The sequence below is a fragment of the Burkholderia reimsis genome, from assembly GCF_003294055.1.
GTDB lineage: Bacteria > Pseudomonadota > Gammaproteobacteria > Burkholderiales > Burkholderiaceae > Burkholderia > Burkholderia cepacia.
Genome location: NZ_QMFZ01000028.1, coordinates 43,453 through 56,824 on the forward strand (window position 1 = coordinate 43,453; position 13,372 = coordinate 56,824).

12 protein-coding genes are annotated in these 13,372 nt (G+C 66.7%); 3 read left to right on the forward strand and 9 right to left on the reverse strand.

Going from position 1 to position 13,372, the window contains the following annotated elements; genetic code table 11:
* Positions 1-35: 35 nt before the first annotated feature.
* On the reverse strand, positions 36-1,409 hold the full coding sequence (locus DPV79_RS27950; protein ID WP_059493727.1) for an undecaprenyl-phosphate glucose phosphotransferase: 1,374 nt from the start codon (positions 1,407-1,409) through the stop codon (positions 36-38).
* Between the two features lie 428 nt (positions 1,410-1,837).
* Between DPV79_RS27950 and DPV79_RS27955 the strand changes: the two genes are divergently transcribed.
* Positions 1,838-3,364, forward strand: coding sequence for a mannose-1-phosphate guanylyltransferase/mannose-6-phosphate isomerase (locus DPV79_RS27955; protein WP_059493574.1), 1,527 nt, complete (start codon positions 1,838-1,840; stop codon positions 3,362-3,364).
* A 126-nt stretch (positions 3,365-3,490) separates the two neighbouring features.
* On the opposite strand, the gene DPV79_RS27960 is transcribed toward DPV79_RS27955, so the two are convergent.
* The 8 genes from DPV79_RS27960 to DPV79_RS27995 all read right to left on the reverse strand — a co-directional run bounded on the left by DPV79_RS27960 (position 3,491) and on the right by DPV79_RS27995 (position 10,609).
* Positions 3,491-4,432: a transposase gene (locus DPV79_RS27960; RefSeq protein ID WP_113047020.1), complete on the reverse strand. Its 942-nt coding sequence runs from the start codon at positions 4,430-4,432 to the stop codon at positions 3,491-3,493.
* Between the two features lie 754 nt (positions 4,433-5,186).
* The gene (locus DPV79_RS27965; RefSeq protein WP_021163254.1) at positions 5,187-5,768 is read right to left on the reverse strand and encodes a DUF3501 family protein; all 582 of its coding nucleotides are present in this window, start codon (positions 5,766-5,768) and stop codon (positions 5,187-5,189) included.
* 31 nt (positions 5,769-5,799) lie between these two features.
* The gene (locus tag DPV79_RS27970; protein ID WP_027791021.1) at positions 5,800-7,137 is read right to left on the reverse strand and encodes a heterodisulfide reductase-related iron-sulfur binding cluster; all 1,338 of its coding nucleotides are present in this window, start codon (positions 7,135-7,137) and stop codon (positions 5,800-5,802) included.
* Positions 7,138-7,257: 120 nt separating this feature from the next.
* Positions 7,258-7,680: a rubrerythrin family protein gene (locus tag DPV79_RS27975; RefSeq protein WP_006497294.1), complete on the reverse strand. Its 423-nt coding sequence runs from the start codon at positions 7,678-7,680 to the stop codon at positions 7,258-7,260.
* Positions 7,681-7,993: 313 nt separating this feature from the next.
* The gene (locus DPV79_RS27980) at positions 7,994-9,262 is read right to left on the reverse strand and encodes an RNA polymerase sigma factor (protein ID WP_021164037.1); all 1,269 of its coding nucleotides are present in this window, start codon (positions 9,260-9,262) and stop codon (positions 7,994-7,996) included.
* Positions 9,259-9,675: a VOC family protein gene (locus DPV79_RS27985; protein WP_021164038.1), complete on the reverse strand. Its 417-nt coding sequence runs from the start codon at positions 9,673-9,675 to the stop codon at positions 9,259-9,261. The genes DPV79_RS27980 and DPV79_RS27985 overlap by 4 nt, the downstream gene beginning before the upstream one ends.
* 35 nt (positions 9,676-9,710) lie before the next feature.
* The gene (locus DPV79_RS27990) at positions 9,711-10,130 is read right to left on the reverse strand and encodes a YciI family protein (protein ID WP_021164039.1); all 420 of its coding nucleotides are present in this window, start codon (positions 10,128-10,130) and stop codon (positions 9,711-9,713) included.
* 125 nt (positions 10,131-10,255) lie between these two features.
* Positions 10,256-10,609, reverse strand: a complete 354-nt coding sequence (locus tag DPV79_RS27995; RefSeq protein WP_021164040.1) for a YciI family protein — start codon at positions 10,607-10,609, stop codon at positions 10,256-10,258.
* Positions 10,610-10,813: 204 nt separating this feature from the next.
* Between DPV79_RS27995 and DPV79_RS28000 the strand changes: the two genes are divergently transcribed.
* Complete coding sequence (locus tag DPV79_RS28000) at positions 10,814-12,679, forward strand: ExeM/NucH family extracellular endonuclease (protein ID WP_113047021.1); 1,866 nt, start codon at positions 10,814-10,816, stop codon at positions 12,677-12,679.
* A gap of 285 nt (positions 12,680-12,964) precedes the next feature.
* Positions 12,965-13,351 carry an ElaB/YgaM/YqjD family protein gene (locus DPV79_RS28005; RefSeq protein WP_021157600.1) on the forward strand — a complete coding sequence of 129 codons (387 nt, stop codon included), beginning with the start codon at positions 12,965-12,967 and terminating at the stop codon, positions 13,349-13,351.
* Positions 13,352-13,372 lie beyond the last annotated feature (21 nt).

The following is a 13,372-nucleotide window of genomic DNA, read 5'->3' on the forward strand; positions in this document are numbered from 1 at the left end:
AAAACCGCGATGCCTGCGTGGCGCGGCCTCGGTACTCAGTACGCGTTGCTGCCGGTGAAGCCTTTCCAGAGCGTCAGCACGACGATCTTGATGTCGAGCCAGAACGACCAGTTCTGCATGTAGTACAGATCGAGCTTCACGCGTCCCATCATCTTCTCGATCTGGTCGGTCTCGCCGCGAAAGCCGTTGATCTGCGCCCAGCCGGTGATGCCCGGCTTGATCCGGTAGCGGAACATGTAGCCCTTGACGAGATCCTTGTAGATGTCGTCGTGCGCGAGCGCATGCGGGCGCGGGCCGACGACCGACATCTCGCCCTTCAATACGTTGATGAACTGCGGCAGCTCGTCGAGGCTCGTGCGGCGCAGGAACCGGCCGACCGGCGTCACGCGCGAGTCGTTCCTGGTCGCCTGCGTGACCTGCCCGGCCACTTCCTGGTGCACCTTCATCGAGCGGAACTTGTAGATCTCGAACTCGTGCCCGTCGATGCCCTTGCGCTTCTGGCGGAAGAACACCGGCCCGCGCGACGTCAGCTTGATCAGGCCGGCGATCACCACCATCACCGGCGCAAGCGCGGTGAGTGCGGCCAGCGCGAACAGCCGGTCGAACACGAACTTCGGCAGGATCCGCACGTCGGTGATCGGCGACGCCGCGAGGTTGATCGCCGGCACGCCGAGCACCTCGACCACTTCCTGGTTGAAGAACGACAGCGTGCGCACGTCCGGGATGAAGCGGATGTTGACGAAGTCGTGGCGGAACACGGTCACGATCTGGTGAATCCGGCGTTCCTCCGTGATCGGCAGCGTGAGCCACAGCTCGCTGATCGCGCGGCTGCGCACCAGCCACACCAGCGATTCGAACTGCCGCTCGATGCGCACGTCGTCGAGCGCGACCTCGCCCGGCGCTTCGCTTTCGTCGTAGACGCACACCGGGTTGAAACCGGCTTCCGGCCGCGCCCGCATCTGCGCGATCAGCCGCCGCGCCGCCGGCGTACCGCCGACGATCGCGACCGCCTTCAGGTTGTAGCCGCCGCGGCGCAGCTGCCGCAGCACGACGTGCACGCAGGCTTTCGAGCCGGCGAGCAGCGCCATCGTCACGAGCGCCCAGTAACCCAGCCACAGCCGCGACAGGTCGCCCGACTGATGGAAACTGAAGCTCATCAGGATGCCCGCGAGCTCGACCACGAGCCACGCGAACGCAACCCGGCCCACCAGCCCGACGAGACGCTTGCCGCGCCACGACTGGTAAATGCCGATGGCCGGAAAGAACACGACGACGAGCAGGCAGTCGAACAGCACCGTCGTGCGCTGCAGGTCGTTGAGCCAGATGCTGCCGCCGTGCAGTGCGGCGGCGATCAGCGCCCCCGCTACGACCATCGCGATATCGATGACTCTCGCCAGCACGCTCAACATGTCTGCTTCCTCTTTGAACAGGCGTTTGCCGAACAGCTCCTCGTGCGACCCGTGCCGCACATTCGATTCAAACGTTGCATGACGCTATTGAAGCGGTAAGAAAATTCCGCCTCAAGCGCACAAGTATTTCGAAAAATAATCGGAAATTCTTGCTGCGTAGTTTTTGAATTAAATCGGCAGCTTTTCCCGAAATGATCACGAATCGGGAATTTTTCGGAAGCTTTACGGTTTCCGCTCACCCTTTGCGGGCGGTCAACACCAGCCGATTCACCGATTTATTTTTTACTTTTTTATTTGCACCGGATGCTGGCGCGGAAAATTCTTCCCGGTGAATGCCCGGCGAATATCAGGCAATGGGTCCGGTTTTATTGTCGATTTACTTCATGCTACAACGGCAGGCACTGACTTCAACCGTGGAGAGTGTCAACATGAATGCTCCGGCCGTGGCTGCCGAAACGCGCCATTCCCCTTCCGCCGCACCCGCCGCCGGCACGCGCGTCGCCGTGCAACCGGTGATTCTCGCCGGCGGCTCCGGCACGCGCCTGTGGCCGATGTCGCGCGAGCGCTTTCCGAAACAGCTGATCGGCTTGCTCGGCGAACATTCGTTGCTGCAGTCGACCGCGCTGCGCCTCGACGGCCTGGCGGGCGATCATCCGCTGACCGACGACGTGCTGATCGTATGCGGCGAGGATCACCGCTTCACGACCGCCGAACAGCTGCGCCTGACCGGCAAGTCCGCGTCGATCATGCTCGAGCCGATCGCCCGCGACACCGCGCCCGCGCTGACGCTCGCCGCGCTGCGGCTCGTCGCCGACGGCAACGACGCGATCATGACCGTGATGCCGGCCGACCATGCGGTGGCCGACCTGCCGCGCTTTCACGCCGCGGTCGCGGCCGGCGTGCACTGCGCGAAGCAAGGCCGGATCGCGACGATGGGCATCGTGCCCAAGCACGCGGAAACCGGCTACGGCTACATCCGCGTCGGCGCGCCGCTCGGCGACGCCGCGACGGGCAGCCTCGACGTGCGCCGCCTCGATCGTTTCGTCGAGAAACCGCATCTCGAACTCGCTCAGCAGTACGTCGCATCGGGCGAATACTGGTGGAACAGCGGGATCTTCATCGTGCGCGCATCGGTGTGGCTGAAAGCGATCCGCCAGCTCGAACCCGCGATCTACGCGGCCTGCGAACAGGCCGTCGCCCAGGGCAAGGCCGATGGCGATTTCTTCCGCGTCGATCGCGACGCATTCGCCGCGTCGCCGTCGAACTCGATCGACTACGCGGTGATGGAGCCGCTCGCGAGCCTGCCGCAACTGTGCGAGAGCGTCGTCGTGCCGCTCGACGCGGGCTGGTCGGACGTCGGCTCGTGGGATGCGATCTGGCAGATCTCGGAGAAGGACGAAGCCGGCAACGTCGGCCGCGGCCACGTGCTGCTCGAAGACGCGGAATCGACGTTCGCGCATTCGGAAAGCCGGCTCGTCGCCTGCGTCGGCACGCAGAACCTCGTCGTCGTCGAAACCCCCGACGCCGTGCTCGTCGCGGACAAGTCGCGCGTGCAGGACGTGAAGAAAATCGTCGGGCGCATCAAGGCGCAACGCGGCGCGGAAGCGTCCGATCACCGCAAGGTGCATCGCCCGTGGGGCCACTACGACTCGGTCGACATGGGCGAACGCTTCCAGGTGAAACGCATCGTCGTGAAACCGGGTGCGCGGCTGTCGCTGCAGATGCACCACCACCGCGCCGAACACTGGATCGTCGTGCGCGGCACCGCGCGCATCACGCGCGGCGACGAAACGTTCCTGCTGTCCGAAAACGAATCGACGTACATCCCGCTCGGCGTGTCGCATCGCCTCGAGAACCCGGGCAAGATGCCGCTCGAGCTGATCGAAGTGCAGTCGGGCGCGTATCTCGGCGAGGACGACATCGTTCGCTTCGACGATACCTACGGCCGCCAGTAACACACGTGCGCCCGGGGCGCCGCTTCGACGGTGGCGCCCCGGGCGATGCAGGCAGGCATGGAAAGACGGAGCTTCCGCGCGGGCGTCGTGGCACACGACGGCCCGCCCGTTTCACCGGTGCGGCGATCAGCCTACGCGGTACACGTATTCGCGACGCTCCTGCTGCACCGGATCGTTGCGGCTTTCGGACAGCGCGCTCGTGTGCCGCTCGGCGATGAAGCGCTTGATGTCCGACTCCGCACGCGCGAGCGCGGACAGGCCGGCCAGCACCTCGCCTTGCGGCGCGCGTGCCGGTTCGTCGCTCGCACCATGGCGATCGATCCACTGACGTGCCCAGTCGAGCGCGAACTGCTCGGCTTCCTCGGCATCGGTGAAGCGCGGGCCGATCAGGCCCGAACGCTCGACGCGCCGCTCGTCCTGCGAGATCTCGGCCCACGCGCGATACATCAGGTTCTGCACGGGCTGCGCGATGCCGCGGATCGTATAGCCGCGATACTCGTCGACTTGCGGTTCGGCCGCGGCGAAGCTCGCCGACGACGCACGCGCATGGCGCAACTCCACCGACCGCGCGCCCGGCACCACGAACGACGCATCGGACGGCCGCGCCTCGGCGTCGTCCTGCATCGACGACTGCGACGCGCCTTCGCCATCCCAAACGTTTGCGTGCGCGACCGGCAATTGCCACGACTCGGGGTTTTGCCAGAACACGCCGCGCAAGCGATCGTTGTCGGGCACGGGCTCGGCACGGCGTGCGGGCACGACCGGCACCGGCGGCGGCGGGATATACGCGAACGTGCGCCCGCTGAACTGGGTCAGCACGTCGATCATCTGCAGCAGCGTGCCGGACGCCAGCCATTCCTCGTAACGGCGACGGCACGTCGGCCCGGACGGATAACGACCGGGCAGCTTCGACCAGGCTTCACCGGTCGTCAGGATCCAGAGCACCGCGTTGGCGACGACGCGCGGTTCGGCACGCGGACGCCCACGACGGTTCAGCCGGATGGGTTCATCGGCGATCAGCGTTGAAAGACGAAACCACTCTTCATCGGTAAGCTCATCGAAGAACATAGTAGATCTCTCCACGCAGCCAGGCCGGGGCTGCGATTGGCGGCGCCATCGCGACACATCGCGTCGCGGGGCGGCCAGGTTGCACATTATGCTTATCCGGTGTTGTGCATGCCGGTGCGACACCGCACTTTCACGGTGCCGCCATTCCCGGCAATGGCGCACAAATCACGGTCTCACTCCAATGTGGGAATTTTTGTGCACGAAGCATACCATCCCTAGGGTTTATCTCAATATGACAATGACTTAATGTTACGCACTGAAACAACCTGCCAAGGGTGCGTAATGTATTTATGCTTGAATTTTTTTGCGGGATCTTTATGCCCGACGCTGCAAAGGCCCGTCTGGCGGGGCTCTCCAGCGTATGAAGAATGCCAGCGAATGGGCATTTTCGGGCCGCTCCGCCCCATGCCGGCAACAATCCCGCGCATTGCTTCCCAACATCGGTAAATCAGGGAAAAAAGCGTAACAAGATATTCACGAATCGGTAAATCATTCAAATTTCGCCGATTTTAATTATCTCCGTGCACAATCTTTTTATTGTTTCTCTGCGAGTGATGAAAGCACGGTGACGTGCGATGCACGTCTTTCGCTGGATGCAAGTTCGTGACGCCTGTTACATCTTCGCGGCGGCAGGCGAACGATACGCGCCGCATCGCGTGCGGAGATCGCGTTTCGGGTCGGAACGGAAAAATGGAAACCGGTGCGCGGGACGCACCGGAAGTGCCGGAAGCGCCGCTGACGTGCTGCGGATGCGTCAGCGCAGATCGCCGGCCAGCGATGCGGTCACGTCTGCGTCCACGCGCTGCGCCGGCATCGTGTAGGCCGGGTGATCGCAGCCGATCGACAGCGCCGCCCCGCCCTTGAGCGCCGCGCGCATCGGCGCGTCGAGCTCGAAGCGCAAGAAGTGCACGGCCGACGTCTTCTCGGCGTTGTCGCGCTCGAGATCCTCGTCGGCGATCGCATAAATGCGCGCGTGCCCGTCGACCTGCAGGTACACGCGATCCTCGACACCGATCAGCCGCGCGAGCGCCGCACGCCGTTCGACCTCGTGCTCATACTCGATCTGCATCGTCGCCTTCAGGTTCGTGCCGTCGGGCACGAGCGGCAGATACGCTTCCAGCTCCCCTTCGATGCCGGCCTGGTCGAAGATCTTCTCGATGTGCAGCATCTCCTGGATCTGATAGCGGATCGTCGTCTCGTCCTCGAACAGGAAGCGCAGGTGGTTGCCGAGGGCCACCGCGCGGCGGCGCTTGTACGCGACGAGCCGCGCGTGCTCGGCCTTGCGGATCTTCGCGTACGCTTCGAGCGTCAGCAGGGAGTCGCGGGTCAACGTCATGGGATGTCCTCGTGGGTCGGCCGGCGGCGGCTCAGATGCCGTATGCGCGGCGCAGCAGCGTGAGCGGATGCGCGAGCGGCGCGGACGGCAGCCCGTTGTCGTCGATGCCCTGCACGATGTGATGGCCGGCCAGCGCGCAGTCCGACGACACGAAATCCGGCTGCGGCTCGGCCATCGCCTTGAACACGGGCCCGCCGATCCGCATCGCGTCCGCATGAAACTCCTTTTTCACGCCGAACGTGCCCGCGTGGCCCGAGCAGCGCTCGACGACGTTCACGCGCGTATCGGGCACGAGCGACAGCGCGTCGGCCGTCTTGCGACCGATGTTCTGCACACGCGCATGGCACGGCACGTGATACGACACGGTGCCGAGGCCCGTCTTGAAATCGGTCTTCAGCAACCCGTCGCGATGCCGTGCGATCACGTATTCGAACGGATCCCAGAATGCATCGGCCACGGCGCGCACCGCGTCGTCGCCGGGGAACATCAGCGGCAGCTCGCTCTTGTACATCAGCACGCAGCTCGGAATCGCGCCGATCAGTGCATAACCTTCGCGCGCATAGCGTTCGAGCACGGGCAGGTTCACGTCCTTCTTCGCGGCCACGCCGGCGAGATTGCCCTGCTCGAGCAGCGGCATTCCGCAGCAGGCTTCGCGCGTGACGAGCTCGTAAGGGATGTCGTTGTGCGCGAGGATCGCGAGCAGGTCGTGGCCGATGCCCGGCTCGTTGAAATTCACGTAACAGGTCGCGTAGATCGCGACCTTGCCGGGCGTGCGTTCGCCGTCGCGCACGGGCAGGCCGTCCGACGGTTTCGCCGCGCGCCGGAACTTGCGCGGCGCGAATTCCGGCAGCCACGCATGGCGATCGACGCCGAGCGTCGCTTCGAGCGCATGACGCGCGGGCGGCGTACGGTTCACCGCGTTCACCGCCTGCGTGACGATCGGAATGCCGGCAAAGTGACCGAGCGCGTCGGTGTTCGACAGCACCTTGTCGCGCAACGTCGCTTCGCCGCGCTTGTAGCGCGCGGCCTTGCCGCGCAGCATCAGGTGCGGGAAGTCGACGTTCCATGCGTGCGGCGGCACGTACGGGCATTTCGTCATGTAGCAGAGGTCGCACAGGTAGCACTGGTCGACGACCTTGCCGAACGCCGCCTTCGGCACTTCCTCGATATCGCCCATCGGCGTGTCGTCGACCAGGTCGAACAGCGTCGGAAACGCGCCGCACAGCGACACGCAGCGCCGGCATCCGGCACAGATGTCGAACACGCGCGTCATTTCCGCGTCGATCGCGGCCTGGTCGTAGAACGCATCGGACTGCCAGTCGAGCGGATGCCGGGTCGGGGCTTCGAGACTGCCTTCCTTGTGGGGCATGGGGCGCTCCAGCGTGGCGCGCATGCGCGCCAGCGCCGCCCGCGCGATGCGGGGCAGCGATGAACGAACAGCCGGCCGCTTGCCGGTCGCACGGCCTGCCGTGCGGCCCGCGGCGGCCTGTCAGTCGACGAGACTGTCCAGCGCCTTCGTATAGCGATTCGCGTGGCTGCGTTCGGCCTTCGCGAGCGTCTCGAACCAGTTCGCGATTTCGTCGAAGCCCTCGTCGCGCGCCGTCTTCGCCATGCCCGGATACATGTCCGTGTATTCGTGCGTTTCGCCGGCGATCGCCGATTCGAGATTCAATCGCGAGGAACCGAACGGCAAGCCCGTTGCCGGATCGCCGACGGCTTCCAGGTATTCGAGATGGCCGTGCGCATGGCCGGTTTCGCCTTCGGCGGTCGAGCGGAACAGCGCGGCGACGTCGTTCTGGCCTTCGACGTCAGCCTTCGAAGCGAAATACAGATAACGCCGGTTCGCCTGCGATTCGCCCGCGAATGCGGCCTTCAGGTTCTCTTCGGTTTTGCTGCCCTTGAGTTGAGCCATTTGCGCCTCCGTTCGAGTCGGCGCGGCCGCGTGCGAAGCCGGGCCGATCAGGTATGTGGGGAACGATGCGTGCGCCGCGGCGCGCGTATCGCGTTCTTCAATCTAGGCGCTCGCGTTCGCATCCCCCAATAGGCTTTTTCAATCCGGACGATAGTCGGCGCGTTGCACGGCGGGGCGCGATGCGTTGCGGGGTGGTGCGCGGGGTACGCGTGTGAGGGGTGCGCGTGTGCGTGCTGCGTGCTGCGTGTGCGTACTGCGTGCGTACTGCGTGCTGCGTGCGTGCCGCATGCATGCCGCGTACGTGCCGCGCGCCTCACGCGTCGGTCGCGCGCCTGAGCAGCAATTCGCGCTCGCGCTCGTTGCGCGTCAGTTCCGCCGCGCGGCGGAATTCGGCCTTGGCCTCGTCGGCGCGGCCAAGCTTCGCCAGCAGGTCGCCGCGCACGCTCGGCAGCCAGTGATAGCGCGCAAGCGCCGGATCGTCGCGCAGCACGTCGACGAGTTCGAGCGCCGCGGCGGGCCCGAACGCCATCCCGACGGCCACCGCGCGATTCAGTTCGACGACCGGCGACGGCGCGACCTCGGCGAGCGCGTCGTACAGCGCGACGATCTGCGCCCAGTCCGTGTCCGCCGCCTGCCGCGCACGCGCATGGCAGGCAGCGAGTGCAGCCTGCAACGCATACGGCCCGCGCACGCCGCCGAGCTTCGTCGCCTGCTCCAGCGCCGCGAGGCCGCGCCGGATCAAGAGCGGATCCCAGCGGCTGCGATCCTGGTCGAGCAGCAGCACGGGCCGGCCCTGCGCGTCGGTGCGCGCGTGCATGCGCGACGCCTGCAGTTCCATCAGCGCGACGAGCCCGAGCACTTCGCTCTCGTCCGGCGCCAGGCCGGCCAGCACGCGGCCGAGCCGCAGCGCCTCGTCGCACAGCGCCGGGCGCGTCCAGTCGTCGCCCGCGGTCGCCGCGTGGCCTTCGTTGAACACGAGATAGATCACCTCGAGCACCGACGCGAGCCGCGCGGGCCGCGCATCGGCGGCCGGCACCTCGAACGGCACGTGCGCGGCCGCGAGCGTGCGCTTGGCGCGCACGATCCGCTGCGCGATCGTCGGCTCGGGCGTCAGGAACGCGCGCGCGATCTCGCCCGTCGTCAGCCCGCCGAGCAGCCGCAGCGTCAGCGCGACGCGCGCATCGGTCGACAGCACCGGGTGGCACGACGTGAAGATCAGCCGCAGCAGATCGTCGCCGATGTCGTCGTCGCTCGCGTCGGCGAGCGCATCCGCGATGTCGGGCACGACATGCGCTTCGAGCGCGTCCATCTCGTGGCCGAGCTGGTCGCGCTTCGCCGCGTGGAGCGACTCCTGCCGAACCCGGTCGAGCGCGCGGCGCTTCACGGCCGTCATCAGCCACGCGGCCGGGTTGTCGGGCACGCCGTCGACGGGCCAGTGCTCGAGCGCCGCGACGAGCGTGTCCTGCGCCAGCTCCTCGGCCACGCCGACGTCGCGCACCACGCGCGCGGCGCGCGCGATGATCTTGGGCGCCTCGATCCGCCAGACCGCTTCGATCGCACGGTGAGTCGCCTCGAGCGTCACGACGCCTGCCCCTGGGCGGACGCATCCAGCGGCATGGCCATCAGCTCCCATGCATGGCCGTCCGGATCGTCGAACCCGTGGCCGTACATGTTCGGATACTCGCGCGGCGCCTGCGGCGCGGACCCGCCGGCCGCGAGCGCCTTCGCGACGATCGCGTCGACCTCGGCACGGCTGTCGCACGACAGGCACGTCAGCGCCTGCACCTGCGTCGCCGGATCGACGATGGTCTTGCCGGTGAAGGTCTGGAAAAACGGCCGCACGAGCAGCATCGCGAAAATCGTGTCGCTGATCTTGATGCAGGCGGCCTGTTCGTTGGTGTAGGCCGGCACGACCTCGAAACCGAGTGCCTGGTAGAACGTCTTCGCGCGCGGCAGGTCGGCCACGGGCAGGTTGATGAAAACCATCTTGTGCATGACGGATGCTCCGGTGAGACTGGATTCGGGTGGATTCAGGCCTGGGTGCGACCGACGTGGAGATCGCGGAACCGCTCGACCGCGTCGCTCGGGGTGAGGTCGTCGAGCTCGAACAGCGGCCGCACCTCGATCTCGCAGTCCATTTCGGCGCCGAACGGCGCGGGGAACCGGCGCGTCCATTCGAGCGCCTCGTCGCGCGAACGCACCTGGATCAGCGTATAGCCGGCGATCAGTTCCTTCGTTTCGGCGAACGGGCCGTCGATCACCGTGCCCTTGCCGCCCGTGTAGCGCACGCGCCAGCCGCGCGCGCTCGGCCGCAGCCCGTTCGCGTCGAGCAGCACGCCGGCCCTGGCCAGTTCCTCGTGGTAGACGGTCATGGCTTCGACCAGCCGGTTGTCCGGCAACGCGTCGGATTCGCTGACGGCGTTCGCCCGGATCATGATCATGAATCGCATCGTTTACTCCTTGTCATCGGTGGCAGGCGGCGCCCGTTCGGCGGCGCCTTATCCGGACGACGGCCGGAAGACGCGCGGATCGACACGTTCCTCGACCAATCAGGGTAAATACCGAGTCGCGGCATTCAGAGGAAGCACGGGCCGACCGCGCGTACCTCGACCGTGCACCATTGCGCGGCCGGGCACTGGCGCGCGATCTCGATCGCTTCCTCGCGGGTATCGACATCGACGAGAAAGAAGCCGCCGACCATCTCCTTCACCTCCGCGAACGGGCCGTCGAGCAGGCGCGTCTCGCCGTCGCGCACCTGCACGCGCGTGCCGCGCTCGGAACGCTCCAGCGACTCGACACCGCGCAGCACGCCGCGCGCCTTCAGCGTCTCGGCGAAATCGACCATCCGCGCGTACAGCGCCTGGCCTTCGTCGAGCGTGCGCTCGGCACGCTGGTCGGTCGGCTCGACAATCAACAGCATGTAGGACATGGATTTCTCCTGTGGGAACGGGGCGCGGCAGCGTGTGCTGCGCGATCGGGATGCGCCGCCGATGCAAAAGCGTAACAGCCGCCGTGCGCGTTGCATCGTCGGCCGATCGGCACACTGGCCGGACGGCCAATTTCGCCGCTTCCTGACATTTTGCCGTCAAGATGCTTTCCCGAATCGTCGGATTTTCTTCCTGTGGACCGCCCCATGTCACGCCTGCTTTCGCCGCCTGCCGTTGCAGCGTTCTTCGTCCTCTCCCCCCTCTTCGTCCTCCTCGCCGGGCCCGCCGCGGCCGCGCCGCCGGTCAGCGTCGGCTGCGGCGGCGCAACCACGCCGATTGCCGACCTCCGCGGCGCCGGCGGCCCGTCGCCGCTGGCCGGGCAAACGACCTCGATCGAAGCGGTCGTCACCGCGGCATTCGCCGGCACCGACGGCCTGGGCGGCTTCTTCGTCCAGCAGGCCGACGCGCAGCGACGGCACCGGCCGGGCGTCCCGGAAGGCGTGTTCGTGTACGCACCGAACGCGCGGGCAAAGGCCGGCGATCTCGTGCATCTCACGGGCCGCGTCGACGAGCGCTACGGCCGGACGCAATTCACGCTGTCGGGCGGCATGACCGTCTGCGCAAGCGGGCAGGCCGTCACCCCGGCAACGCTCACGCTGCCGGTCGCCTCGTTATCCGTGCTGGCCGCGCATGAAGGCATGCGCGTGCGCCTGCCGCAAACGCTGACGGTCAGCGATACCCACGCACTCGGCCGCTACGGCAGCGTCGTCCTCAGCCACGGCCGGCTGCGCATCCCGACCCACGTCGCACCGCCGGCCGAGGCCGCCACGCTCGCGGCAGCCAACGCACGCAACCGCATCGTGCTCGACGACGGCTCGAACCGCCGCGATCCCGCAACCGTGCGCTATCCGCCACCCGCGCTCAGCGCCGCCAACACGCTGCGCGCGGGCTACACGGTGCGCGGCGTCGAGGGTGTGCTCGAACTGCGCTACGGCGCATGGCGGCTGCAACCGGTTGCCGGCGCGGCGCCCGTCTTCGATGCCGCCTCGAACCCGCGTACCGATGCGCCGGCCCGTCATCCCGATGCCGACGCGCGCATCGTGTCGTTCAACGTATTCAACTATTTCAATGGTGACGGGCACGGCGGCGGATTCGATGCCCCGGCCGGCCGAGGAGCGAAAACGCCCGCCGTGTTCGCGCGGCAGGAGGCGAAGATCGTTGCGGCATTGCGCGCGCTGCGAGCCGACGTGATCGGGCTGATGGAAATCGCGAACAATGGCCACGGCGACACGAGCGCCGTGCGGCGTCTCGCCGCGCAGCTTGGCGAAGGCTGGCGCGCGGTCGATCCCGGCACCGCGCGGCTCGGCCGCGATGCAATCACGGTCGCGCTGCTGTACGACAGCCGCACGGTCGAGCCGGTCGGCCGCGCCGCGACCGTCTCGCTCGGCAGCCGGCATCGCCCGCCGCTCGCGCAGACATTCCGGCGCGTCGGCGGCACGCGCGCGTTGACGGTCGCGGTCAATCACCTGAAATCGAAGAAGTGCCCGAACGCGACCGGCGCCGATCTCGACCGGTCGGACGGCCAGGGCTGCTGGAACGCGGCGCGCACGCGGGCCGCCGTGCGCATCGCCGGCTGGCTCGCCGGATCGCCGACAGGCGCCGCGGCCGATGGCGTACTGCTGGTCGGCGACCTGAACAGCTATGCGAAGGAAGATCCGGTTCGCGCGCTCGAATCGCGTGGCTACGCGAACCTGGTGGCGCGCTTCGTCGGCGATACTGCGTACAGCTACGTATTTCGCGGCGAGGCCGGCAGCCTCGATCACGCGCTCGCGACGCCGGCCCTGACCGCACGCGTCAAAGCCGTGCACGTCTGGCACATCAACGCCGATGAACCGTTTGCACTGCAACCCGTGCCCGATTACAAAACGGCCGCACATCGGTCGTCCTATTACGCACCCGACGCGTATCGATCGTCGGACCACGATCCCCTCGTCGTCGACCTCGCACTGGACAACGGCTCGCGAATGCCGGTCGCAGGCACAAACCCTGCTCGCCCGTACAGCGTCGATTAGTGCATTTGCATCAGCCCATCGCCTGCAATGGCACTATTTACCTGGTACCCCGGGCGACGCCATATTTACCGGGCATTCACTTCGTATCGCTTCTTGTTGCACGCGTTTCGCCCATTTGAGAATTTTTTTCAATCTTCGCGCGGCCCCGCGTGGCGGGGCTTCCCGGCAATTCCGCCAACGAATTGAAAATTTGTCTCGAAACTCAACCGGGCCAAGCGAATCACATTAGTTGCTGGGATTCGTCTTATCTTCAAATTGGCCTTGAATCGAAGGAGGATAAACACCATGGCGCTCACTGACTCGATCGAACACAAGCTGGACCGCGGCCTGTCCGACATTCGTCGCACGGGCCGGCGCGTGGGACGCACGACGCGCTCGGCCGCCCGCGACCTGCATGCCGACGTCACCGACGATCTGCGCGGACTGGTCGATGAACTCGAAGATCTGCTGAAAAACGACGGCGACGGCGATATCGCCGCGCTGCGCAAGCGCGTGCAATCCAGGCTCGATGAAGCACGCGGCGCGCTCGACCATGCGTCGGGCAGCGCAGCCGCCCGGCTGCGCGATTCCGCCGAACGCGTGTCGCAGGTCGTGCAAGACAACCCGTGGCAAACCGCCGGCGTCGTTGCCGGCCTCGCGTTCGTTGCGGGCCTGCTCCTTGCCCGCCGTTGAACGGAGCCGGCCGTCCCGCCG